The sequence below is a fragment of the Citrobacter sp. FP75 genome (genome assembly GCF_018342065.1).
In the GTDB taxonomy this organism is placed as follows: domain Bacteria; phylum Pseudomonadota; class Gammaproteobacteria; order Enterobacterales; family Enterobacteriaceae; genus Citrobacter.
The window spans coordinates 616,245-639,566 of sequence record NZ_JAFDOE010000003.1 but is presented as its reverse complement, the minus strand read 5'-3'; the positions used below and the strand labels follow the sequence as shown (position 1 = coordinate 639,566).

Genomic DNA, 23,322 nt, shown 5'->3' with positions numbered 1-23,322 from the left:
CCGTGAGGCTGATTCATGAGATCGAAAAGATTTGAAGCACTGGCGAAACGCCCTGTGAATCAGGACGGCTTCGTTAAGGAGTGGATCGAAGAAGGCTTCATTGCGATGGAAAGCCCGAACGACCCGAAACCGTCTATCAAAATCGTTAACGGTATGGTCACCGAACTGGATGGTAAGGCCGCCAGTGAATTTGATTTGATTGACCATTTTATTGCCCGCTACGGTATTAATCTGGCGCGTGCGGAAGAAGTCATGGCAATGGATTCCGTCAAACTCGCCAATATGCTTTGCGATCCTAACGTGAAGCGCAAAGACATTGTTCCGCTGACCACCGCGATGACGCCGGCGAAAATTGTCGAAGTGGTTTCGCATATGAACGTCGTCGAGATGATGATGTCGATGCAAAAAATGCGTGCTCGTCGTACTCCTTCTCAACAAGCGCACGTCACCAACGTTAAAGACAACCCGGTGCAGATTGCGGCCGATGCTGCAGAAGGCGCATGGCGTGGATTTGACGAGCAGGAAACAACCGTTGCCGTCGCGCGCTACGCCCCGTTTAACGCCATTGCTCTGCTGGTCGGTTCACAAGTTGGCCGTCCTGGCGTATTAACCCAGTGCTCACTGGAAGAAGCCACCGAACTGAAACTCGGCATGCTAGGCCACACCTGCTATGCAGAAACCATTTCCGTGTACGGTACTGAGCCGGTCTTTACCGATGGCGACGACACCCCATGGTCAAAAGGCTTCCTGGCCTCCTCTTACGCCTCGCGCGGACTTAAAATGCGCTTTACCTCCGGCTCCGGTTCAGAGGTTCAGATGGGATATGCCGAAGGCAAATCCATGCTGTATCTGGAAGCCCGCTGCATTTACATCACCAAAGCCGCTGGCGTACAGGGTCTGCAAAACGGTTCAGTAAGCTGTATCGGCGTGCCTTCCGCTGTTCCGTCGGGTATTCGTGCGGTGCTGGCTGAAAACCTGATCTGTTCTTCTCTGGATCTGGAATGCGCCTCCAGCAACGACCAAACCTTTACCCACTCGGACATGCGTCGTACTGCGCGTTTGCTGATGCAGTTCTTGCCTGGTACTGACTTCATCTCTTCCGGTTATTCCGCTGTACCGAACTACGACAACATGTTTGCGGGTTCTAACGAGGATGCCGAGGACTTTGACGACTACAACGTTCTCCAGCGTGACCTGAAGGTAGACGGTGGTCTGCGTCCGGTTCGTGAAGAAGACGTTATCGCCATTCGTAACAAAGCGGCGCGTGCACTGCAGGCCGTATTTGCCGGAATGGGATTGCCGCCAATCACCGATGAAGAAGTGGAAGCCGCAACTTACGCCCACGGTTCGAAAGATATGCCGGAGCGTAACATCGTTGAAGACATTAAGTTTGCGCAAGAGATCATCAGCAAAAACCGCAACGGGCTGGAAGTGGTGAAAGCCCTTGCCCAGGGTGGTTTTACCGATGTTGCTCAGGACATGCTCAATATCCAGAAAGCCAAGTTAACCGGAGACTATCTGCATACCTCCGCCATTATCGTCGGCAGTGGACAAGTGCTATCCGCAGTCAATGACGTCAACGACTATGCCGGTCCGGCAACAGGTTATCGCCTGCAAGGCGAACGCTGGGAAGAGATCAAAAACATCCCTGGCGCACTTGATCCCAACGAGCTTGGCTAAGGGGTGAAAAATGGAAATCAATGAAAAGCTGCTGCGCCAGATAATTGAAGATGTGCTGTCTGAAATGCAGACCAGTGACAAACCTGTCTCTTTCCGCTCATCTACAGCGGCAAGCATGCCACAGGCGGCAGCGGTACAAAGCGACAGTTTTCTGACCGAAATTGGCGAAGCCAAACAGGGCCAGCAGCAGGACGAAGTCATTATTGCCGTAGGGCCAGCGTTTGGCCTCTCGCAGACAGCCAATATTGTCGGCATTCCGCACAAGAATATCTTGCGCGAAGTGATTGCCGGTATTGAAGAAGAAGGTATTAAAGCGCGCGTCATCCGCTGCTTTAAATCCTCCGACGTGGCGTTTGTTGCCGTAGAAGGCAACCGTCTGAGTGGCTCCGGTATTTCAATCGGCATCCAGTCCAAAGGCACCACGGTTATCCACCAGCAGGGGTTACCGCCGCTTTCAAATCTGGAGCTGTTTCCTCAGGCTCCCCTTCTGACGCTGGAAACCTACCGTCAGATCGGTAAGAACGCCGCGCGTTATGCCAAGCGTGAATCTCCGCAGCCGGTCCCTACGTTGAATGATCAGATGGCGCGTCCGAAGTACCAGGCGAAATCGGCCATTCTGCATATTAAAGAGACCAAATACGTCGTGACGGGCAAAAACCCGCAGGAACTGCGCGTGGCGCTTTGATAAAGGATAACTCCATGAATACCGACGCAATTGAATCGATGGTTCGGGATGTGCTGAGCCGGATGAACAGCCTGCAGGGTGAGACCGTCACTCCAGCTGCGACTGGCTCCTCAGTACACACCGCGAAAGTAACGGATTACCCGCTCGCAAATAAACATCCTGAGTGGGTAAAAACCGCCACCAACAAAACGCTGGATGACTTCACGCTCGAAAATGTGCTGAGCAACAAAGTGACCGCACAGGACATGCGCATCACCCCTGAAACGCTGCGCCTCCAGGCTGAAATAGCCAAAGATGCCGGACGTGACAGGCTGGCGATGAACTTTGAACGTGCCGCAGAACTGACCGCAGTACCTGACGATCGCATCCTTGAAATCTATAACGCGCTGCGCCCGTATCGCTCGACCAAAGACGAGCTGATGGCCATCGCCGACGATCTCGAAAAACGTTATCAGGCAAAGATTTGCGCAGCTTTCGTGCGTGAAGCGGCAGTGTTGTACGTAGAGCGTAAGAAGCTTAAAGGTGACGATTAATTTTAGGGAAAAATGATGCGATATATAGCTGGCATTGACATAGGCAACTCATCAACAGAAGTCGCCCTTGCGACCCTGGATGACGCTGGCACGCTGAGCATTACAACCAGCGCACTGGCAGAAACGACTGGAATTAAGGGCACATTACGTAATGTGTTTGGTATTCAGGAGGCGCTTACGCTTGCTGCAAAAAATGCAGGCATCAATGTCAGCGATATTTCACTCATCCGAATTAACGAAGCCACGCCAGTCATTGGTGATGTGGCGATGGAGACGATCACCGAAACCATCATCACCGAATCGACCATGATCGGTCACAACCCTAAAACGCCGGGTGGGGTCGGGTTAGGTGTTGGCGTCACGATCACGCCGGAAGAGTTGTTAACCCGTCCGGCGGATATTCCTTACATCCTGGTGGTGTCATCAGCATTCGATTTTGCCGATGTCGCCACCATGATTAATGCTTCCGTTCGCGCCGGATATCAGCTTACAGGCGTTATTTTGCAGCAGGACGATGGCGTGCTGGTTAGCAACCGTCTTACTACGCCGCTGCCCATCGTGGACGAAGTGCTCTATATCGACCGTATCCCGTTAGGAATGCTGGCGGCCATTGAGGTCGCGGTCCCCGGAAAAGTGATTGAAACGCTCTCTAACCCTTACGGGATTGCGACCGTTTTTAACCTGAATGCGGAAGAGACTAAAAATATTGTCCCCATGGCACGCGCCCTGATTGGCAACCGATCTGCGGTGGTGGTGAAAACACCGTCGGGTGATGTGAAGGCGCGCGCCATTCCTGCCGGAAACCTCGAACTTCAGTCGCAAGGACGTACCATTCGCGTCGACGTTGCAGCGGGCGCAGAAGCCATTATGAAAGCGGTAGGCGAATGCCCACATCTTGATAATGTCACTGGCGAAGCGGGAACCAATATTGGCGGCATGCTGGAGCACGTACGCCAGACCATGGCGGAATTAACCAACAAGCCCAGCCATGAAATCTTCATTCAGGATTTACTGGCGGTTGATACCTCCGTTCCCGTCAGCGTGACGGGGGGGCTAGCTGGAGAGTTTTCGCTGGAACAAGCGGTAGGTATTGCTTCAATGGTGAAATCAGACCGCCTGCAAATGGCGATGATTGCCCAGGAAATCACGCAAAAACTCAATATTGATGTGCAAGTAGGCGGCGCTGAAGCTGAAGCCGCAATTCTGGGCGCGCTAACCACGCCGGGCACAACGCGTCCGCTGGCCATTCTGGATCTCGGCGCGGGTTCGACTGATGCCTCCATCATAAACCCGAAAGGCGAAATTATTGCCACGCACCTGGCGGGAGCTGGCGATATGGTCACGATGATCATTGCCCGTGAACTGGGACTGGATGACCGCTATCTCGCCGAGGAAATCAAAAAATACCCGCTGGCGAAAGTTGAAAGTTTGTTTCACCTTCGCCACGAAGACGGCAGCGTTCAGTTCTTCCCCTCCCCTCTGCCGCCAACGGTGTTTGCCCGAGTCTGTGTGGTGAAGCCCGATGAACTGGTGCCATTACCTGGGGACCTGACGCTGGAAAAAGTTCGCGCCATTCGCCGCAGCGCCAAAGAACGTGTTTTTGTCACTAACGCGCTGCGGGCACTCCGCCAGGTTAGCCCAACCGGCAATATTCGCGACATTCCGTTTGTGGTTTTGGTTGGCGGCTCTTCCCTGGATTTCGAGGTTCCTCAACTGGTGACGGATGCGCTGGCGCACTACCGGCTGGTTGCGGGCCGCGGCAATATTCGCGGCACCGAAGGCCCGCGAAACGCTGTTGCAACTGGGCTAATCCTCTCCTGGTACAAGGCGTTCGCTCATGGAAAGTAACCTCAGCGCACCGGCTATCGTGATCTTCGCCCAGGGAGACTGCACTTCACTCTGGAATGACGTCCTGCTGGGTATTGAAGAAGAAGGGATCCCTTTTGTGATCAGGGAATGTCACTCCACTGACATTATCCATAGTGCATGGCTGGCGGCATGTCAGTCACCGCTGCTCGTCGGCATCGGATGCAACCGGGAAACGCTGGTTGTGCACTATAAAAACTTACCGACCTCAGCACCGCTTTTTACGCTGATGTATCAACAAGATAGTCACGCTCGACGGAGCATTGGTAATAACGCTGCGCGGCTGGTTAAAGGCATCCCTTTCAGGGAATGCCACTCATAATCCACAGGAGAAAAGCAGTATGAATAACGCACTGGGACTGGTTGAAACAAAAGGGCTTGTCGGCGCTATTGAAGCCGCTGATGCCATGGTGAAATCCGCTAACGTGCAGTTGGTTGGCTACGAAAAAATTGGTTCAGGCCTTATCACCGTCATGGTTCGTGGTGACGTCGGTGCGGTTAAAGCCGCTGTAGATGCGGGGAGCGCTGCCGCCAGCGCCGTTGGTGAGGTGAAATCCTGCCACGTTATCCCGCGTCCACACAGCGACGTCGAAGCAATTCTACCTAAATCCGCCTAAACCGTCGCAACAAGGAGCACAGCGTGAAGCAATCACTGGGATTACTCGAAGTTAGTGGTCTGGCATTAGCCATCAGTTGCGCGGATGTCATGGCGAAAGCTGCCTCCATCACGCTGGTGGGCCTCGAAAAAACCAACGGCTCAGGCTGGACAGTGATCAAAATAATCGGTGATGTGGCCTCCGTTCAGGCGGCCATTTCCACTGGTGCCAGCTTTGCAGATCAGCGGGATGGTCTGGTCGCGCACAAGGTCATTTCCAGGCCCGGGGAAGGCATCCTTTCACACAGCGCTGTTTCTGCGCCTGAACCCATCCCTGAACCGACACCTGTCGAGGTGAAAGAAGAGATGATTGTGGAAAGTGAGTTACCCGAAACACCACAAGATGCAGGCTTGATTAGCTGCAATTTATGTCTCGATCCTGCCTGTACGCGCCAGAAGGGAGAGCCTCGCTCACTCTGCCTGCATTCTGGCAAACGAGGTGAAGCGTAATGGATAAACAGCAACTGGAGACGACGGTCAGTAAAGTACTGGATGAACTGCGTGAGCGCCCTATTCCGCTGGGGATCTCTAATCGCCATATCCATCTTTGCGCTGAAGATTACACCCGTTTATTTCCCAATCAGCCCATCAGCGAGAAAAAAGGCCTGCTGCAGCCAGGACAATATGCAGCAGACCAGACCGTCACGCTTGTGGGACCGAAAGGTCAGTTAAAAAATGTGCGTTTACTTGGCCCACTGCGTAGCACCAGTCAGGTAGAAATCTCCCGTACAGACGCCCGTACGTTGGGTATTAGCGCACCGCTACGCATGTCAGGCAATATTCAGGGGACCCCAGGCATTCGTCTGGTGAGTCCTTTTGCTGAACTGGATATCACATCTGGAGTGATTGTCGCCCAGCGACATATTCATATGTCACCGCTTGATGCGCTGATCCTGCGCGTGTCGCATGGCGATAAAGTTTCCGTTGCTATCAATGGCGATGAACGCCGGTTGATTTTCGATAATGTCGCCGTGCGCGTCTCACCGAATATGCGTCTTGAAATGCATATTGATACTGATGAAGCCAATGCTGCGGGGGCCGATAGCCCGCAGGCATTCGCCACGCTGGTGAGCTCACAATGAACAACGAACTGCTGCAACGCATCATCGGGGAGGTCGTCTCCCGATTAAGAAAACGCGCGGAAAGTATGCTCTCCCTGAGCGTCGCGCAGTTACGGGAATCCGATCCCCGGACATTAATTTGTCAGTACTCCGCTCTATGCATCGAACACGTTGATCTGCCGTTGCTGGAGCACATTGCGCAACACGAACCATCCGATGTGTCAGCGGCCAGGATCCACGAAGCCCTGGCCTGCGGCGTGCGCGTAAAGATATCGCTGCAGCATCGATTATTGCCGGCGATCCCCGTACGTAAACTCGCACGGTTGCCGCTGGAATTCAGCGATGAACAGGGGCAAATCATCGTGCTGCATCCCGCAACGCTTTTAAGTTATGCCGATGTGGCCCAATTACAGGGTGGATTTCTGGTGCTACGCCGTCGGTGTGTCGTGACTGCGTTAGCAAAAGAAGCCGTCAGTATGCGAAATGTCCAATTAATTAAGCAGGAGTGAACCATGCATCTGGCTCGCGTTACAGGCGTCGTGGTATCCACGCAAAAATCACCGTCACTGGTTGGAAAAAAACTGCTGCTGGTTCGTCGAATAAGCGCTGACGGTGAACTTCCAGAACCGCCAACAACGGGTGACGAGGTCGCAGTTGATTCAGTGGGTGCCGGTACCGGTGAGCTGGTTTTACTCAGCAGCGGCTCCAGCGCCAGGCACGTTTTTACCGGCCCAAATGAGGCTATCGATCTGGCCATTGTCGGCATTGTCGACACGCTTTCTCGCTAGGAGGAACTATGGCGATTTATACCCGAACGGGCGATGCCGGTACGACAGCACTCTTTACCGGGCAGCGCGTCAGTAAAACACACCCACGCGTTGAGGCTTACGGCACGCTGGATGAACTCAACGCAGCGCTGAGCCTGTGCGTCTGTGCGGTAAAAAACCCGCAGCATCGCCTGTTACTTGAAGAGATCCAGTTGCAGCTGTTTTGGTTCAGTGCAGAACTTGCCAGTGAAAGCGAGCAGCCAACGCCCGATCAGCGCTACATCAGCTCGGAAGAAATTTCGGCACTTGAGGTCGCCATCGATAACGCTATGGGGCGAATTCCTCCCCTACGCAGCTTTATTTTACCCGGGCGCTGTGAAGCCGCCAGCCGTCTGCACTTCGCCCGTACGCTTACTCGCCGCGCCGAAAGGCGGCTTGTCGAACTCTCAGCAGATGTCTCCATCCGACATGTATTGATGCGTTATATCAACCGCCTGTCCGACTGCTTGTATGCACTGGCGCGCGCTGAAGATTATGACGCCCATCAAAGCACTATTATCCAAAAGGTGGCTGAGCGTTACGTAGCAGCGACCCAGACATCAGCCATTCAGGAGTCTGCTATGTCATTGTCTTTTCAGGAACTCCATCAGCTCACTCGCGCTGCGGTGACGAGAGCAGAAGAACTTCAGGTTCCGGTCGTCATCAGCATTGTTGATGCGAACGGAACTCAAACGGTGACCTGGCGCATGCCTGACGCCTTGCTCGTCAGTAGCGAGCTTGCACCAAAAAAAGCCTGGACCGCCGTGGCGATGAAAACCGCCACGCACGAACTGAGTTCTGCGGTACAACCGGGCGCCGCACTTTACGGCCTGGAAAGCCATATGCAGGGAAAAGTCGTCACGTTTGGTGGCGGGTACGCACTGTGGCGAGAGGGTTTACTCCTTGGGGGTCTTGGCATCAGCGGAGGAAGCGTTGAGCAGGATATGGACATTGCAGAAACCGCCATTGCGGCGATTAACGTGAGAACACATCAATGAATACGTCAGAACTTGAAACCCTTATCCGCACCATTTTGACTGAACAACTCGTACCGGCAAAAGCAGAAATAAAAGGTAACGGTATTTTTCCGTCCGTCGGTGAAGCAATAGATGCCGCACATCAGGCCTTTTTACGTTATCAGCAATGCCCACTGAAAACCCGTAGCGCCATCATTAGCGCCATGCGGGAAGAACTGACGCCTCATCTTGCCTCGCTGGCGGCAGAAAGCGCAGCCGAAACGGGGATGGGCAACAAAGAGGATAAGTTCCTCAAAAATAAAGCCGCACTGGATAACACCCCCGGTATCGAAGATCTGACCACAACGGCGCTGACCGGTGACGGCGGCATGGTGTTATTCGAGTATTCTCCGTTTGGCGTAATAGGTTCCGTCGCCCCTAGCACCAACCCAACGGAAACCATTATTAATAATAGTATCAGTATGTTGGCTGCGGGAAATAGCGTTTACTTCAGTCCGCACCCGGGTGCTAAAACCGTTTCACTCAAGCTGATCGCCATGATTGAAGATATTGCCTTCCGCTGCTGCGGGATTCGGAATCTTGTCGTCACGGTCACAGAACCTACTTTTGAAGCTACCCAGCAGATGATGGCGCACCCTAAAATCGCAGTTCTGGCGATTACCGGTGGCCCGGGCATTGTAGCCATGGGTATGAAAAGCGGGAAAAAAGTCATTGGCGCAGGTGCAGGCAACCCACCCTGTATTGTTGATGAAACTGCCGACCTGGTTAAAGCTGCTGAAGACATCATCAACGGCGCATCATTTGATTACAACCTGCCTTGCATTGCTGAGAAGAGCTTGATTGTTGTCAATGCCGTGGCCGAACGTCTTGTTCAGCAAATGCAGTCTTTTGGCGCGATGCTTCTCAATAGCGAAGAGACAGACAAACTGCGCGCAGCCTGTTTGCCAGAAGGCGCGGCCAATAAAAAGCTGGTTGGGAAAAGCCCCGCAGCGCTATTAGAAGCCGCAGGGATACCGGTTCCGGCAAAAGCACCTCGCCTGTTGATTGGCATCGTCAACGCGGACGATCCATGGGTCACCAGCGAACAGTTGATGCCTATGCTGCCCGTCGTAACCGTAAACGATTTTGACAGTGCGCTAACGTTGGCGCTGAAGGTTGAAGAGGGACTGCACCATACCGCCATTATGCACTCGCAAAATGTGTCACGTTTGAATCTTGCTGCTCGCACGCTGCAGACGTCAATTTTTGTGAAAAATGGCCCCTCTTACGCCGGGATTGGCGTGGGTGGTGAAGGCTTTACGACCTTCACCATCGCAACTCCGACCGGTGAAGGAACAACGTCTGCGCGGACTTTCGCACGCTCTCGTCGTTGCGTACTGACCAACGGTTTTTCTATCCGCTAATGAGGCCGTTATGAATCGCTTTTCACTGCAAACTCGATTGTACAGCGGCCAGGGCAGTCTGGGCGTACTCAAACGCTTCACGAATAAACATATCTGGATTATTTGCGATGGTTTTCTTGCGCGTTCGCCATTGATTGAAACGCTGCGCGCTGCGCTGCCTGCGGATAATCGCGTTAGCGTATTCAGTGATATCACCCCCGATCCCACCATCAATACGGTAGTACAAGGGATTGCGCAAATGCAGTCCCTGCGACCGGACGTCGTGATTGGTTTTGGTGGGGGATCGGCGCTTGATGCAGCGAAAGCTATTGTCTGGTTCAGCCGTCAGTTTGGCATCGAAATCGAAACCTGTGTGGCAATCCCTACCACCAGCGGCACAGGTTCTGAAGTGACCAGCGCCTGCGTAATCAGCGATCCGGATAAAGGCATTAAATATCCGTTATTTAATAACGCGCTCTACCCGGATATGGCGATCCTTGATCCAATGCTGGTCGTCAGCGTACCGCCCGCCATCACCGCAAATACCGGAATGGACGTGCTGACACATGCGCTGGAGGCATACGTTTCCACAAAGGCCAGCGACTTCACCGACGCGCTGGCTGAAAAAGCCGCACAAATCGTCTTTCAGTATCTGCCCGTCGCCGTCAGCAAAGGCGATTGTCTGGCCACCCGGGGGAAAATGCACAACGCCTCGACGCTCGCAGGAATGGCATTTAGCCAGGCGGGTCTTGGGATTAACCATGCCATAGCCCATCAGCTTGGCGGTCAGTTTCATATGCCGCACGGCCTTGCCAACGCACTACTCCTGACGTCTGTTATTCACTTTAATGCCCGCGATCCCAGAGCCGCGAAACGCTATGCCCGCTTCGCGAAGGCTTGCCACTTGTGCCCTGATATCGCAAACGATACGGCGGCACTCAATGCGCTAATTCATCATATTGAGCAACTCAAAAAACAGTGTGCGTTGCCCTCTTTCACTGACGCGCTCAAAGACGGAAAGCAAACCTGGTCACAGCGTATCCCATCGATGGTTCAGGCTGCGCTGGCAGATGCTACGCTGCAAACGAATCCACGTGCTGCTGATGCCGGTGCCATCCAGGAACTGCTTGAGGAATTACTATGAATACAGCCATGACGGCGGAAACATCTCTTTGTGACGCGCAAACGATACGCGAACGCGTGCGGGCAGCCGGTGTGGTGGGAGCCGGTGGTGCTGGTTTTCCTGCACACGTAAAACTGCAGGCGCAGGTCGATACGTTTCTGGTCAATGCAGCAGAATGCGAGCCGATGCTGAAGGTTGATCAGCAATTAATGGCCTTGCAGGCAGACCGGCTGATACGCGGCGTACAGTATGCCATGAAGGCCACCGGGGCCAGCGCCGGCATCATTGCCCTTAAAGAAAAGTATCAGAGCGCGATCAATGCCTTAACGCCTCTGCTGCCCGCCGATATCAGATTGCACATTTTGCCTGATGTCTATCCGGCTGGCGATGAGGTGCTGACGATCTGGATGGCAACCGGACGGCGTGTGCCTCCCGCCGCGCTCCCGGTTAGCGTGGGCGTGGTGGTCAATAACGTCCAGACCGTGCTTAACATTGCCAGAGCCGTTGAACAGCAGTACCCCGTTACGCGTCGCACGTTGACTGTCAACGGAGCGGTTGCCCGACCCGTCACTCTGACTGTACCTGTCGGTATGTCGTTACGCGAAGTTCTGGCATTTGCGGGCGGCGCCACCGTCGAGTCACCCGGATTTATTAACGGCGGACCGATGATGGGCAGTTTGATTACCTCACTGGATACACCGGTCAGCAAGACCACCGGAGGCTTGCTGGTTTTGCCAAAATCCCATGCGCTGATCCAGCGACGGATGCAGGATGAGCGCACCGTGCTTTCGGTAGCAAAAACCGTCTGCGAGCAGTGTCGCTTGTGCACGGATCTGTGCCCAAGGCACCTGATTGGTCATGAGCTTTCTCCACATCTGCTGGTTCGTGCAGTTAACTATCAGCAGGCCGCCACGCCGCAATTGCTGCTTACTGCCCTGACCTGCTCTGAATGCAATGTCTGTGAAAGCGTGGCCTGTCCGGTGGGGATTTCTCCGATGCGTATTAACCGCATGCTAAAACGCGAACTGCGTGCGCTCAACCATCGTTACGAAGGGCCGCTAAACCCTGAAGATGAAATGGCGAAATACCGGTTGATCCCGGTGCAACGATTAATAACCAAACTGGGTCTCAGTGACTGGTATCACGATGCGCCGTTAGACCTGGCCGATCATTCCACTGAAAAAACAACGCTGTTGTTGCGCCAGCATATCGGTACCAGCGCTATCCCATGCGTACAAAAAGGCGAACACGTTACACGCGGTCAATGTGTTGCCGATGTCCCCGAAGGTGCATTAGGTGCTCCGATTCACGCCAGCATTGACGGTATTGTCAGCGAGATCACGGAACAGTCCATCACGGTAATAAGAGGTTAACCATGTCTCAGGCTATAGGGATTTTAGAACTCACCAGCATTGCCAAAGGGATGGAAGCCGGCGATGCGATGCTGAAAAGTGCAAATGTGAATTTGCTGGTCAGTAAAACAATCTGCCCGGGAAAATTTTTGCTCATGCTCGGTGGCGACGTTGGCGCAATACAGCAGGCGATTGCCGCAGGGACCTCTCTTGCCGGGGATATGCTCGTCGACAGCCTGGTACTGCCCAACATTCATGCCAGCGTTCTGCCAGCGATCAGTGGCCTTAACAGTGTAGAAAAACGTCAGGCGGTGGGAATTGTCGAAACCTGGAGCGTAGCAGCCTGCATTTGTGCCGCCGATCGCGCGGTTAAAGCCTCCAATGTCACGCTGGTACGGGTCCATATGGCATTTGGTATTGGCGGTAAGTGCTACATGGTTGTCGCGGGCGATGTTTCCGATGTGAATAACGCCGTGACGGTCGCCAGCGAAAGTGCGGGTGAAAAAGGTCTGCTGGTCTATCGCTCTGTGATCCCACGCCCGCATGAAAGCATGTGGCGACAGATGGTGGAGGGGTGATGGAAATACAACCGACGACGGATCGTATGATTCAGGAATACGTACCCGGCAAGCAGGTCACGCTGGCGCATCTTATCGCTAATCCCGGTAAAGATTTGTTCAAGAAACTGGGCTTGCAGGATTCGGTCTCGGCGATTGGCATTTTAACCATTACGCCTAGCGAAGCCTCGATCATCGCCTGTGATATCGCCACCAAATCGGGTGCGGTGGAAATTGGCTTTCTTGACCGCTTTACCGGCGCAGTCGTATTAACCGGCGATGTCTCAGCCGTAGAGTACGCGTTGAAACAGGTTACCCGTACATTGGGTGAAATGATGCGTTTTACCGCCTGCCCAATTACGCGGACGTGACGTGATGAAACGCATAATGCTAATTGGTCCCAGCCAGTGCGGGAAAACATCGCTCACCCAATGTATGCGTGGCGAAGCGCTTCATTATCAGAAAACCCAGGCCATTGTCTGGTCTCCTACGACAATAGACACGCCCGGTGAATACCTTGAGAACCGCTGCCTGTACAGTGCGCTGCTGGCCAGTTCCTGCGAAGCAGACGTTATCGCACTGGTGCTTAATGCTGACGCCCCATGGTCACCTTTTTCGCCCGGATTTACAGGCCCTATGAACCGGCCTGTAATCGGTCTGGTGACCAAATCCGATGTAGCTAACGCGCAGCGCATTGCCCTCGTCGAAAGCTGGTTAGTACAGGCAGGAGCGCAAAAAGTCTTTATTACCAGCGCGGTGAACAATACCGGCGTTGATGAGATATTCAATTTTCTGCACGTAAAGGAACCGTCATGTCTCACAAAATAATGGCCATTAACGCAGGCAGCTCTTCACTGAAATTTCAGCTACTGGCAATGCCGCAAGGTGAGATGCTCTGTCAGGGGCTGATCGAGCGTATCGGGATGCCTGACGCGCAGGTCACGATAAAAACCCCGGCACATAAATGGCAGGAAACTGTACCAGTTGCCGACCACCGCGAAGCGGTAACGCTGCTCCTGGAAAAACTGCTCAGCCACAAAATCATCAATAGCCTACAAGATATCGATGGCGTCGGGCATCGCGTCGCACACGGTGGCGAATCGTTTAAAGATTCCGCCTTAGTCACCAATGAATCGCTGGCAGAAATAGAACGCCTTGCAGAACTGGCGCCGCTGCATAACCCGGTTAATGCGCTGGGCATTGCGGTCTTTCGCCAACTGTTACCCGCAACGCCTGCTGTGGCAGTTTTTGATACGGCCTTTCATCAAACGCTCGACGAACCCTCTTTTATCTATCCCCTGCCCTGGCGGTATTATTCGGAGCTGGGTATTCGTCGCTACGGTTTCCATGGTACCAGCCACAAATATGTCAGCCACGCTCTGGCTGAAAAACTGGGGGTTCCACTCAGTGCACTGCGGGTTGTGTGCTGCCATCTGGGCAACGGCAGCAGTATCTGCGCCATCAAGGGCGGACAATCAGTTAACACCTCAATGGGATTTACCCCACAGTCTGGCGTGATGATGGGCACCCGTAGTGGCGACATCGATCCGTCTATTTTGCCGTGGATCGCCCAGCGTGAAGGCAAAACTCCACAGCAGTTGAATCAGTTACTCAACAACGAGTCGGGGTTGCTTGGCGTTTCCGGCATCTCCCCTGACTACCGTGACGTGGAACAGGCGGCAGATAGCGGAAATCATCAGGCGGCACTGGCGCTGACGCTGTTTGCCGAACGTATTCGCGCCACCATCGGCAGTTATATTATGCAAATGGGCGGTCTGGATGCGCTGGTATTTACCGGAGGCATCGGCGAAAACTCGGCCCGTGCCCGGGCGGCGATTTGTCGCAACCTGAATTTCTTAGGGCTGGCCGTAGATGAGGACAAAAACCTGCGTAATGCAACCTTCATTCAGACAGAAAATGCGCTGGTCAAGGTGGCGGTGATTAATACCAATGAAGAGCTGATGATCGCACAGGATGTGATGCGTATAGCGATAGCAGAAACTGTGACACTGGACATTCCTGCTTAGTATTGCCGCACCGCAAATTGCGGCAAATCATGGTAATAGCGCGATCGCCGTGACACTATGCGCCGAGGATTGCTAATCACAAAGGTGAAGACGTGGCTGTTACGCAATGCCCCGCATCATGCGGGGAACTTATCCAGGGCTGGATTCTGGGCAGCGAGAAATTGGTCTCCTGCCCGGTTGAATGGTACAGCACGGTTGAAGTCAGTTCCGGTTCGCCGCTGGAAGATGAGCGTCCTCTTTCTCGGGCGATGGTTGATACGTTGTTGCAGCACTGGCAATATCCGGCGCATTTCAGCCAGGATATTCGCATAGATATCCACTCCACAATCCCTATCGCCAAAGGAATGGCCAGTAGCACGGCAGATATTGCCGCCACTGCTATCGCTACCGCGCACCATCTGGGCCACCAGTTAGATGAAGCCACGCTGGCTCAACTGTGCGTTTCACTCGAACCTACCGACAGCACCGTTTTTCGCCAGTTAACGCTTTTTGATCATAACGACGCGTCCACCCAGATTGCCTGTGTCGCACAGCCCCAACTCGACCTGCTGGTTCTCGAAAGCCCGGAAACATTACGCACGGCAGACTATCACCGTATTCCCCGCCACGCCGGGTTACAGGCAGGCGCGCCCGCTCTCAAACGAGCATGGGAAAAAGTACAGGAAGCCTGTATTAGTCAAAACCCTTATCGGTTGGGCGAAGCAGCCACGCTAAGCGCCATTGCCAGCCAGATGTTGTTGCCAAAACCGGATTTCGATTCGTTATTGTCGCTGGTTGAAGAGTGTGATTTATACGGTGTGAATGTTGCACACAGCGGCAGCGTGGTTGGCCTGATGCTGGACAGAACGCGTCACGACGTTGACTACATCAAATGGATGCTGGCGCAGAAACAGCTGACTAAACACTGGCCGGAGCAGCATTTGCTGCGGATGGTTACGGGTGGAGTTGAATTACAATAAGAGCGGTAAGGGCCAGATAGCGACCCTTACCGTTGTGCAGTATTACTCTGCTTTCGCTTCGCCGTTTTTCACTTCGCCCATGGCTTTGAGCTTTTTAGAAATGTCGCGACGCTCTTTCGAGATCTCGGCATTTTTGATGATGTAATCATCCACACGATCTTCATAGTCGCTTTTCATGCTGGCAATAATGCCCTGGATCGCTTCAACGCTCATGCCAGGCTTGATGTAGTCGCTCAGGTTGTCCAGCAGCAGGACACGTTTCTGGTTGTCACGGATCTTTTTCTCAACGTCCTGGATTTCACGTTGCAGTTTGTTCTTACGACGGAACAGACGAACAAATTCCAGCACGTCCTGGAAAGAAGGCTTGGTAGTTTCCATTTTTACACCCCTGATAATGTGAGATTCGGATTCGTTTAAACAACGGCTAAAGTGGGTCAACATTACTTTCATGCCCGCCATACTTCAAGTTGCATCTGCATCGACAATGCACGGTTGAAACCTGAGTTATCGAGGGTAAAGCCATTGCAGTTACCAATGGTTTTAGCCTTTTTCAGTATCATACCCTTAATCTTTGCTGAATCGAAGCAGCAGTAGAACCAATCCCCTCATCTGCGTTTTATTTGCGCAAAGCACGGCAGATTAAATGCGAGAGCAGCTCCAGCTGCCGCGCCATCTCCATATTCAGCCAGACGTAGCCGTGAATGGGCGTTTCGGCTACACGATCGCCCTTATGTGCATCAATCAGTAGACGAAGTTCGGTCACGATGTCGTTTAATTTTTCGGTGTTGGCCAGCACCGGCTGCGGATTACCTTCATACAAGGCGTGCGTTATTGTCAGCAACGCCTGTTGCATTCTGAGCTGAGTTTCACGCAGCGTATGTGCGTTCAGCATCACAAAATGGCTGGTACGCGTTGCCCACAGCGCGTTGATTTGCAGCTCAAGCATGCACACCAGATTGCGATTAATCGTTTGAATAGCCTCAAAAACAGACTTTTGAATGCGGGTTTCTTTGCTGGCAGGGATGATTAATCCGCGCATTTTAACGACGTCACTCAGCAGTTGCTGTAAGTGTTTATCCAGCCGGGGTTGTTCGAGTAGGTTGGGTGATAGCGCAGCCTGATACACCCGGTTATAGCCGGTAATGCAGTGTGCCAGTTGAATACGCCAGTGTATAAATGCACGTTGCGGCCAGATCCAGGTAAACAACATCGCCAGGAGCGAGCCGAGAATCACGTCCCCACCGCGCCAGAGCGCCGTGTTCATATCACCCGCAGGTGCCCCGACCACGACGGCAAGCGTGATGCCGATCAGCAGTGCCTGATACGGCTTTTTGCCTAATGCCAGCCAGCCGCACAGGAACATCGCCACCGCACACCATATCAGCATCAGCGGCAGTGAAAAGAGCTCCAACCGTAGCGCCACCAGACCAAGAACCGAGCCCAGAATCGTTCCGCCAATGCGCTCAAAAGCCCGGGGGACCACATTACCCCAAAAAGAAATCGGCCCCATGATCACCACCAGCGTGATCAGAGGCCAGGTACCTTCAGGGATGTTCAGCAGGCGAACCAGCAGAAAAGTAAGAAGAAACGCCAGCGCGATGCGAATACCATGCACCACACGATAATGACGATACAAACGAATTTCAAAAGGACTCAGTGACTTATCTGCACGCACTCATGCACTCCGTCAGGGAATAGCAAAGAACGGAATTGTACCTGCTTTTTCAGTGAAAATATCACCGTTTTCAACAAGACTTTTATCCTGATTAACACCAAAAACAGTTACTTCGCCTGCACCGGCACGTACATTTCAATGTCCCAGTATCCGTCTTCCATGCCATTGTTCATATAAACTTCAAAGCAGGGTTTAGCCGCTATCGCATAGGTCGAATCCTGCATCAGGCGTTCAAAGAACTGGTACCAGGGCGTGGCAAAGTCATGATTTTCAACGCGGGCAACAGCCACAGCATATTCGCCTCCCGCCAGTTCAGTCAGGATCACCCCTTCACTGTTCTCCGGGATGACAAAATTCTGCGGAACGGAAACGACAGTATCGCAGCGCAGTTTGTCTGCCGGAACCTCGTCTGGGTTGTCGTAATAGACAGCAATCCATTCCAGCGGTGCAATCTGTTTACCGTCAACCCACATCACCAGTTGCTCAAACCCCTGCTTTACCGTTTGTTCCCATGGTCCAACCATGTGAAAACCGGCAATCTTGCGTTTATCGACCCGCTTTATCTCGTACTCCATATAACCTCCGTTATTACACTGTATTTATATACAGTGTAATTTTTTCGTATTTTGGCCACAAGGAAACAGTGATTATTATGTGAGCAGATTCGCACTCTTGCCAGTCTGGTGCACAAACAGGAATCTATACCTTATGGTGAAAATAATCGCTCAGACGCGAAAACACTCCGCCCTCACCAACTGACTCCAGCGTCATCAGCGGCCAATGCGCCACCAGCTTATCTCTGTCGTAGAGTTCAATTTCACCCACGCGCTGATGCGCGGCAATAGGTGCCACCAATTCTTTTTTATCAAGCACATACTTTGCTTTAATATTCGGCACTTCGGCTTTAGGCAGCGCCATCCAAAAATCTTGCTCAGTACCGAGACTGATTTTTTCTTTATCGCCATACCAGATCCGCTCCACGCCAACCTGCTTGCCGCTGCGCAAAACCTGTACCGTGTCGAAGTTTTGCTGCCCCCACTTCAGCAGTATACGCGCCTGATCTTCACGCCCCTTCGCACTCTCGGCCCCCATAACAACGGCAATTAATCGCCGCTGTCCGTCGACGGCAGACGCAATCAGGTTAAATCCGGCGCCAGAAGTGTGGCCCGTCTTCAGCCCATCTACGTTCAGGGTCTTATCCCACAACAAGCCGTTACGGTTTTGCTGGGTGATCCCGTTCCAGGTAAGGCTTTTCTCACTGTACATATGGTAGAAATCAGGTTCGCCGTGAATGATAGCCCGGGACAACACGGCCAGATCGTAAGCCGAGCTGTGCTGACCTGGGGCATCCAGTCCGTGCACCGTTTCGAAATGGGTGTCCTGCAACTTCAGTTTCTGCACATAGCTGTTCATCATGGCGACAAACTGCGACTGTCCGCCGGCGATGTAATCAGCCAGTGCAACGCAGGCATCGTTGCCAGAATCAACAATTAAACCACGGCTTAAATCACGCACCGAAACACGATCGCCTTCTTTCAGGAACATCAACGATGAGCCGACGAATACCGGATTGTCTTTCGCCCACGCGTCACGCCCGACTGTGACAATATCTGTCGGGCTAATACGCTGGCTGTCGATTGCGCGATCAACAACATAGCCGGTCATCAGCTTGGTCAGGCTGGCCGGATTGCGTTGCTGGTGTTCATTACCGGCGGTCAGTATTTGGCCCGTGGTGTAATCCATAAGTACCCACGCGCCAGCATTAATGGCGGGAGGCTGAGGGGCAAAGTTGGTGACATCAGTCGCCCAGGCAGGCGAAAAGCTCATCGCGAATAATGAAGCGGCAATAAACAAACGGCGTTTCAACAGAATATCCTTAGAAATTGAAGAAATGGCCGTTCTTTTTACGGAAATTCTGACGAACAAACAGGGATAAATTGCAAGAAAATGTGACTTAAGGACCATTTTCTTGCAATGGAATGCAAGTATCAGATAAACGGATAGTGAGAAATCCCCACTACATTACCCTTTCCGTGGTGATACGTCTGCGTGACGGCTACAATGCCGGTGATAACCATCAATCATGCTGCGGAAAATTTGCCCCGGCGTGTCGCCCAGCGTGCACAGGTAAATATGGGCACAAATAAACAGGATGCCGACAACCGCCAACACCATATGCAGCACCAGTATTACCGGCCCAGCCCCTACCACTTGCGGGTAAAGACAGAGCAAACCGGTGATGATCAATAGCGGTACCAGCGCGTACATGATGGCCAGATAGGCCAACTGTTGCAGAGGGTTAAATTTACTCTCCGCCGTCGCGGCGAAAGGATGCGCTTCCCCTTTCATGATCCCATACAGATAAAAACGTGTCTGCTGAAGACAGCGCGAAATCAGCCCGCTAAATTTCACCCGATAGTGGCAGCCGTTGCCGCTGGCGGCGTTTATCAGCACAAAGCCAATCCAGAAGGCCAGCAATGCAAAGCCACACCAGGTGTGTACCTGCACCATGAGCGCCACGGGTCCAACAGAAAAGTGACCAAACAAGCCGCTCAACAACAGCAGAATAAACAGCAGTGCATTTCCCCAGTGCCAGCGACGAACCGCCAACGAGTAGAGATAGTCACGATGTTCTTCACCGGTTGCCGTTTTGGGTGCCAGCATCCGGCGCAGCAGCGCATGCGCTACCAAACCAACAATCATCAGCAGGATGACCACACCTGCGTAAATGAGCCACAGCGGCCAGTAATCCGGCGCATAGTTAAGTTCTGCTCCCCAGATAGAATTCATACTTTCCCCTCCTGATGAATCTCTTTACGCCGATAAAGGCTCACCGCACCGCTACGCGTATCCTGCTGGCGATAAACCTCTTTTTGACTTATCCAGTGCTGAATTTCCGGGTCATCGCGACGACCAAATTTCAGCGCATCGGTAGGACAAACGGAAACACAGGCAGGTGATTGCCCGGCATCGAGGCGGGTATCCGCACAAAAATTGCATTTGTCAGCAATACCCGTTTGCGGATTCAGATAACGAACATGGAACGGACAGGCGGCAACACAATAGTCGCAGCCAATACAGCGCGATTTGTCCACCTGTACAATGCCATTTTCGTCACGGAAGGAGGCGCCGGTCGGACAAACGCTCACACAGGGCGCATCTTCGCAGTGTTGACAGGAGACACGCACAAACTGAAAGTGCGACAGGGCGTCGGATTCACTGTCCGGGGTGCGGATCTGCACCTGCAGGCGGCTATATCCTTCAGGCACATCGTTCAGTACCTTGCAGGCAACCGTACAGGCCTGACAGCCAATACAGCGTTTTTCGTCATGCAGCATGACATAGGGGTTAGTGGATTGATTCATGATGTTCTCCTTGTTCATGCCCGACTCAGCGTAACGCCAGCGGTGTGGACCACCGTGCCGGAAACCGGACTGGTCACATGCGGGAGTAAATTGCCGCAGTGAATACCGTGCGTTGTCGCGGCCGTTTTCGCGCCAGCCTTGGCGCCAAATCCCATATAGACGAACAGCGTATCGGGCCGAATACCGGCGGTGACCAGCGCCTTGCCTTTTTCTTTACCGGTGGCGTTTTCCAGCCAGATGTCGTCGCCGCTTTTTATCCCTTTTTCACGCGCTGTTGTCGGGTGGATCCACACCGCGTTGTCCCACATCAGTTCACTGAGTAACGGCACATATTGCGTCGCACCGTTGGTGTGAACCGCCACCTTGCCCTGGATGAAATAGAGTTCATTGTCCTCCTTCAGGGCAAAATTGCGGGCGCGTGGAATACCGTAGCCGGGGAGCAAGGATTCCAGTTCTGCGGAGTACAGTTCGATTTTGCCTGACGGGGATTTGAATCTCAGCTGCTCGCCGTAGGTACCGTCGCTGTCCACCGCCACCGCGCCAGGGTAGCGCTCAACAAACTGACGCACAGCTTCAGGTTCGCGCAGCAGCAGCGGAACGCCCCACTCACGATACCCTTTCTGACGCAATTCTGCGGATAGGGCGTGATCGCCATTAAGCTGGTACAGCTGACGCGTCTGCATATCCTGCCATGGGTAGAATTGCCCGAGGCCCAACTGCTCACCCAGCTCTTTCCAGATTTGCCAGCTCGGACGCGCATCACCAATTGGCTCGACCACCTGTTGGCGCAATGCATAAGCCGGATTTAGCCCTGACATATCAGAGACTTCTTCATCACGCTCAAGATAAGTGCATTCCGGTAAGAGATAGTCGGCATAGGCCGCGCTTTCGCTTAAATAGACGTCGCAGCTGACCACCAGATCCAGTTGTTCAACCGTTTTGACCAGATCGGGCCGGCAGGTCACGGTCTGGAAAGGATTATGCCGGGACATGATCCATCCCTTCACCGGGTAGGGTGTCTGCTTTAACACGGCATCAATGATACTCTGAACAACACCACCGCCCGCGGCGATGTACTTAAACTGCGGAGCAACCAGATCAATACGCTGCGCGGTTGGCTTCGGCAATTTTACATCCGGTTTTGCCAGCACCGGAGCAACCTTTTCTCCGGCCAGTTTGTTGTAGGTTGCCGCCGCTTTTTTCTGGTACATGCCGCCTTCACGTTCAATATTGCCCAGCAGCACATTGAGGGTGAAGATAGTACGCCGCATGTCGATCTCTTCCTGAGAAAACGTCGCGCGGTGCCCTGGACTGACGATGGCGCGAGGCGCACTGGCCGCCATTTCCCGGGTAACCCGGGTAATCACCTCAGCGGGAACATCAGCCAGCTTTTCCGCCCATTCAGGCGTTGCCTGTTGTACAGCCTCTGCCAGCTGTTCAAATCCCGTGGTGTAACGTTCAACGAACTGCGCGTCATACAGGTTTTCTTTAATCATGACGTGACACATCGCCATCAGTACCGGTAAGTCACCGCCAGGCCTTATTGCATGCCATTCATCCGCTTTACTGGAAAATACGGATAAACGCGGGTCGAAGCTAACCATCTTCGCGCCCCTCTCCTGCGCGGTCATCAGCTCGTGCGTGTCGGCGACCTCAATGCCTTCATAGAGATTATGGCCAAAAGAGACCATATAGCGGGTATTGGCGATGTCCATAGCCAGATCGCCGCCCATCATCACTTTCGCAGCAATGGATTTCCCGGCGGGACAGGTCGAAGCGTGGGTAAAGGTATTCGGCGAACCAAAGGCCGTCGCGAGGTGAAATAAATGGCCGGAAAGCGAGCCTGATTTAGAGGAGAAGACGACACCCTGAGGACCATATTGCGTTTTTATGGCGCCCATTTTTTTGGCAATTTCTTGATAGGCTTGTTGCCAGCTAATAACCTGCCATTCTCCACTGCCACGCGGACCGGTGCGCTTCATCGGTTTAACAATACGGTGCAGGTCGTTAACCAGGCTCACACCGCTGCCCCCACGGGCACAGACCCGGGTTCCTTGCTGCGGTGCATTGGGATTCCCCTGAATGAAAACGGTTTTATTATTAATGACCTGAGCCTGAATGGGGCAGCGAAATGAACACATTTCGCACAAACTTGGCGTGAGTGTAGTTTTCCCTTTGATGCTCTCTGGCAAATTGCGCGCCAGTGCCCCAGGTGGAAAAGTCCCTATTGCGCAAGCGGAGCAGCCAATGCCCACACCGCGTAAAAAGTTACGCCGACTAATGCTCATATAACCTCCTGTTATTAGATATATCCAATTATTATATGGAGTTTATATTATTAATTTTTAACCTCACTCACATTTCCTTACAATGAGATAAGCGCAACCTGACAATTCAGAACCTATTGTTTACAAAGACTTTTAAAACTTCCAAAACTCAACAATTAACCGTAAAAATAACAATAATGGTTCTCAGTCAACTTATTATAAGCGAATTATTTTTTGGAGAATTTACTCTAATAAATAGGGTTAAGAGCGCTCAATTAATTAAAAAAATATATATAAACATCGATTATCTCAATTTTATTGCGGCCATACTTCCCGAACTGATAATCGCTTT

General features: G+C 52.9%; 26 protein-coding genes. 19 read left to right on the top strand and 7 right to left on the bottom strand.

The annotated features are described in order from the left end of the window. Positions 1-15: 15 nt before the first annotated feature. The 19 genes from pduC (at position 16) to JQ822_RS14185 (ending at position 15,663) form a co-directional block, all read left to right on the top strand. Positions 16-1,680 (top strand): propanediol dehydratase large subunit PduC, encoded by a 1,665-nt coding sequence (pduC, locus tag JQ822_RS14275; RefSeq protein ID WP_213134014.1) that lies wholly within the window; start codon positions 16-18, stop codon positions 1,678-1,680. A 10-nt stretch (positions 1,681-1,690) separates the two neighbouring features. Then, positions 1,691-2,365 carry a propanediol/glycerol family dehydratase medium subunit gene (locus tag JQ822_RS14270; protein ID WP_213134013.1) on the top strand — a complete coding sequence of 225 codons (675 nt, stop codon included), beginning with the start codon at positions 1,691-1,693 and terminating at the stop codon, positions 2,363-2,365. A gap of 14 nt (positions 2,366-2,379) precedes the next feature. After that, complete coding sequence (gene pduE / locus JQ822_RS14265; protein WP_213134012.1) at positions 2,380-2,898, top strand: propanediol dehydratase small subunit PduE; 519 nt, start codon at positions 2,380-2,382, stop codon at positions 2,896-2,898. Between the two features lie 15 nt (positions 2,899-2,913). Further along, entirely contained in the window at positions 2,914-4,746 is a 1,833-nt protein-coding gene (locus JQ822_RS14260; RefSeq protein ID WP_213134011.1) for a diol dehydratase reactivase subunit alpha, read from the top strand. Beyond that, positions 4,736-5,086 (top strand): glycerol dehydratase reactivase beta/small subunit family protein, encoded by a 351-nt coding sequence (locus tag JQ822_RS14255; protein WP_213134010.1) that lies wholly within the window; start codon positions 4,736-4,738, stop codon positions 5,084-5,086. The genes JQ822_RS14260 and JQ822_RS14255 overlap by 11 nt, the downstream gene beginning before the upstream one ends. 19 nt (positions 5,087-5,105) lie before the next feature. Next, a complete protein-coding gene (gene pduJ, locus JQ822_RS14250; protein ID WP_001057752.1) occupies positions 5,106-5,381 on the top strand; it encodes a propanediol utilization microcompartment protein PduJ in 276 nt (91 codons plus the stop codon). 23 nt (positions 5,382-5,404) lie between these two features. Further along, the gene (locus JQ822_RS14245) at positions 5,405-5,869 is read left to right on the top strand and encodes a BMC domain-containing protein (protein ID WP_213134009.1); all 465 of its coding nucleotides are present in this window, start codon (positions 5,405-5,407) and stop codon (positions 5,867-5,869) included. Continuing rightward, entirely contained in the window at positions 5,869-6,501 is a 633-nt protein-coding gene (locus JQ822_RS14240; protein WP_213134008.1) for a phosphate propanoyltransferase, read from the top strand. The genes JQ822_RS14245 and JQ822_RS14240 overlap by 1 nt, the downstream gene beginning before the upstream one ends. Beyond that, positions 6,498-6,989: a microcompartment protein PduM gene (gene pduM / locus JQ822_RS14235; protein ID WP_213134007.1), complete on the top strand. Its 492-nt coding sequence runs from the start codon at positions 6,498-6,500 to the stop codon at positions 6,987-6,989. The genes JQ822_RS14240 and pduM overlap by 4 nt, the downstream gene beginning before the upstream one ends. 3 nt (positions 6,990-6,992) lie before the next feature. Further along, complete coding sequence (locus JQ822_RS14230; protein ID WP_213134006.1) at positions 6,993-7,268, top strand: EutN/CcmL family microcompartment protein; 276 nt, start codon at positions 6,993-6,995, stop codon at positions 7,266-7,268. Between the two features lie 8 nt (positions 7,269-7,276). Beyond that, a complete protein-coding gene (gene pduO / locus JQ822_RS14225) occupies positions 7,277-8,284 on the top strand; it encodes a two-domain cob(I)yrinic acid a,c-diamide adenosyltransferase PduO (RefSeq protein WP_213134005.1) in 1,008 nt (335 codons plus the stop codon). After that, entirely contained in the window at positions 8,281-9,666 is a 1,386-nt protein-coding gene (pduP, locus tag JQ822_RS14220; RefSeq protein WP_213134004.1) for a CoA-acylating propionaldehyde dehydrogenase PduP, read from the top strand. The genes pduO and pduP overlap by 4 nt, the downstream gene beginning before the upstream one ends. A 10-nt stretch (positions 9,667-9,676) precedes the next feature. Next, the gene (locus JQ822_RS14215) at positions 9,677-10,789 is read left to right on the top strand and encodes a 1-propanol dehydrogenase PduQ (protein WP_213134003.1); all 1,113 of its coding nucleotides are present in this window, start codon (positions 9,677-9,679) and stop codon (positions 10,787-10,789) included. Then, positions 10,786-12,141 (top strand): cobalamin reductase PduS, encoded by a 1,356-nt coding sequence (gene pduS, locus JQ822_RS14210; protein WP_213134002.1) that lies wholly within the window; start codon positions 10,786-10,788, stop codon positions 12,139-12,141. Before JQ822_RS14215 ends, pduS begins: the two co-directional genes overlap by 4 nt. A 2-nt stretch (positions 12,142-12,143) precedes the next feature. Further along, positions 12,144-12,698, top strand: a complete 555-nt coding sequence (gene pduT / locus JQ822_RS14205; RefSeq protein ID WP_213134001.1) for a propanediol utilization microcompartment protein PduT — start codon at positions 12,144-12,146, stop codon at positions 12,696-12,698. Continuing rightward, complete coding sequence (pduU, locus tag JQ822_RS14200) at positions 12,698-13,048, top strand: propanediol utilization microcompartment protein PduU (protein ID WP_181548697.1); 351 nt, start codon at positions 12,698-12,700, stop codon at positions 13,046-13,048. Before pduT ends, pduU begins: the two co-directional genes overlap by 1 nt. A gap of 4 nt (positions 13,049-13,052) precedes the next feature. Continuing rightward, positions 13,053-13,505, top strand: coding sequence for a propanediol utilization protein PduV (gene pduV / locus JQ822_RS14195; RefSeq protein WP_213134087.1), 453 nt, complete (start codon positions 13,053-13,055; stop codon positions 13,503-13,505). Then, positions 13,490-14,704, top strand: coding sequence for an acetate/propionate family kinase (locus tag JQ822_RS14190; protein WP_213134000.1), 1,215 nt, complete (start codon positions 13,490-13,492; stop codon positions 14,702-14,704). Before pduV ends, JQ822_RS14190 begins: the two co-directional genes overlap by 16 nt. A gap of 92 nt (positions 14,705-14,796) precedes the next feature. Further along, positions 14,797-15,663 (top strand): GHMP family kinase ATP-binding protein, encoded by an 867-nt coding sequence (locus JQ822_RS14185; RefSeq protein WP_213133999.1) that lies wholly within the window; start codon positions 14,797-14,799, stop codon positions 15,661-15,663. 42 nt (positions 15,664-15,705) lie between these two features. On the opposite strand, the gene JQ822_RS14180 is transcribed toward JQ822_RS14185, so the two are convergent. The 7 genes from JQ822_RS14180 to phsA all read right to left on the bottom strand — a co-directional run bounded on the left by JQ822_RS14180 (position 15,706) and on the right by phsA (position 22,991). Then, entirely contained in the window at positions 15,706-16,041 is a 336-nt protein-coding gene (locus tag JQ822_RS14180) for a DUF496 family protein (protein WP_003834176.1), read from the bottom strand. A gap of 238 nt (positions 16,042-16,279) precedes the next feature. Then, positions 16,280-17,338, bottom strand: coding sequence for an FUSC family protein (locus JQ822_RS14175; protein WP_213133998.1), 1,059 nt, complete (start codon positions 17,336-17,338; stop codon positions 16,280-16,282). A gap of 107 nt (positions 17,339-17,445) precedes the next feature. Then, a complete protein-coding gene (gene sbmC / locus JQ822_RS14170; RefSeq protein ID WP_213133997.1) occupies positions 17,446-17,913 on the bottom strand; it encodes a DNA gyrase inhibitor SbmC in 468 nt (155 codons plus the stop codon). A 124-nt stretch (positions 17,914-18,037) separates the two neighbouring features. After that, complete coding sequence (gene dacD / locus JQ822_RS14165) at positions 18,038-19,210, bottom strand: serine-type D-Ala-D-Ala carboxypeptidase DacD (RefSeq protein ID WP_213134086.1); 1,173 nt, start codon at positions 19,208-19,210, stop codon at positions 18,038-18,040. Positions 19,211-19,360: 150 nt separating this feature from the next. Further along, positions 19,361-20,128, bottom strand: coding sequence for a thiosulfate reductase cytochrome B subunit (gene phsC / locus JQ822_RS14160; RefSeq protein ID WP_213133996.1), 768 nt, complete (start codon positions 20,126-20,128; stop codon positions 19,361-19,363). Next, positions 20,125-20,703 (bottom strand): thiosulfate reductase electron transport protein PhsB, encoded by a 579-nt coding sequence (gene phsB, locus JQ822_RS14155; protein ID WP_213133995.1) that lies wholly within the window; start codon positions 20,701-20,703, stop codon positions 20,125-20,127. The genes phsC and phsB overlap by 4 nt, the downstream gene beginning before the upstream one ends. 14 nt (positions 20,704-20,717) lie before the next feature. After that, a complete protein-coding gene (phsA, locus tag JQ822_RS14150; protein ID WP_213133994.1) occupies positions 20,718-22,991 on the bottom strand; it encodes a thiosulfate reductase PhsA in 2,274 nt (757 codons plus the stop codon). Positions 22,992-23,322: the final 331 nt, after the last annotated feature.

Bases quoted from the DNA above. Each gene is read 5' to 3' on its own strand.
- pduC (WP_213134014.1), top strand. From the start codon at position 16: ATGAGATCGAAAAGATTTGAAGCACTGGCGAAACGCCCTGTGAATCAG.
- JQ822_RS14270 (WP_213134013.1), top strand. From the start codon at position 1,691: ATGGAAATCAATGAAAAGCTGCTGCGCCAGATAATTGAAGATGTGCTG.
- pduE (WP_213134012.1), top strand. From the start codon at position 2,380: ATGAATACCGACGCAATTGAATCGATGGTTCGGGATGTGCTGAGCCGG.
- JQ822_RS14260 (WP_213134011.1), top strand. From the start codon at position 2,914: ATGCGATATATAGCTGGCATTGACATAGGCAACTCATCAACAGAAGTC.
- JQ822_RS14255 (WP_213134010.1), top strand. From the start codon at position 4,736: ATGGAAAGTAACCTCAGCGCACCGGCTATCGTGATCTTCGCCCAGGGA.
- pduJ (WP_001057752.1), top strand. From the start codon at position 5,106: ATGAATAACGCACTGGGACTGGTTGAAACAAAAGGGCTTGTCGGCGCT.
- JQ822_RS14240 (WP_213134008.1), top strand. From the start codon at position 5,869: ATGGATAAACAGCAACTGGAGACGACGGTCAGTAAAGTACTGGATGAA.
- pduM (WP_213134007.1), top strand. From the start codon at position 6,498: ATGAACAACGAACTGCTGCAACGCATCATCGGGGAGGTCGTCTCCCGA.
- JQ822_RS14230 (WP_213134006.1), top strand. From the start codon at position 6,993: ATGCATCTGGCTCGCGTTACAGGCGTCGTGGTATCCACGCAAAAATCA.
- pduO (WP_213134005.1), top strand. From the start codon at position 7,277: ATGGCGATTTATACCCGAACGGGCGATGCCGGTACGACAGCACTCTTT.
- pduP (WP_213134004.1), top strand. From the start codon at position 8,281: ATGAATACGTCAGAACTTGAAACCCTTATCCGCACCATTTTGACTGAA.
- JQ822_RS14215 (WP_213134003.1), top strand. From the start codon at position 9,677: ATGAATCGCTTTTCACTGCAAACTCGATTGTACAGCGGCCAGGGCAGT.
- pduS (WP_213134002.1), top strand. From the start codon at position 10,786: ATGAATACAGCCATGACGGCGGAAACATCTCTTTGTGACGCGCAAACG.
- pduT (WP_213134001.1), top strand. From the start codon at position 12,144: ATGTCTCAGGCTATAGGGATTTTAGAACTCACCAGCATTGCCAAAGGG.
- pduU (WP_181548697.1), top strand. From the start codon at position 12,698: ATGGAAATACAACCGACGACGGATCGTATGATTCAGGAATACGTACCC.
- pduV (WP_213134087.1), top strand. From the start codon at position 13,053: ATGAAACGCATAATGCTAATTGGTCCCAGCCAGTGCGGGAAAACATCG.
- JQ822_RS14190 (WP_213134000.1), top strand. From the start codon at position 13,490: ATGTCTCACAAAATAATGGCCATTAACGCAGGCAGCTCTTCACTGAAA.
- JQ822_RS14180 (WP_003834176.1), bottom strand. From the start codon at position 16,041: ATGGAAACTACCAAGCCTTCTTTCCAGGACGTGCTGGAATTTGTTCGT.
- sbmC (WP_213133997.1), bottom strand. From the start codon at position 17,913: ATGGAGTACGAGATAAAGCGGGTCGATAAACGCAAGATTGCCGGTTTT.
- phsC (WP_213133996.1), bottom strand. From the start codon at position 20,128: ATGAATTCTATCTGGGGAGCAGAACTTAACTATGCGCCGGATTACTGG.
- phsB (WP_213133995.1), bottom strand. From the start codon at position 20,703: ATGAATCAATCCACTAACCCCTATGTCATGCTGCATGACGAAAAACGC.
- phsA (WP_213133994.1), bottom strand. From the start codon at position 22,991: ATGAGCATTAGTCGGCGTAACTTTTTACGCGGTGTGGGCATTGGCTGC.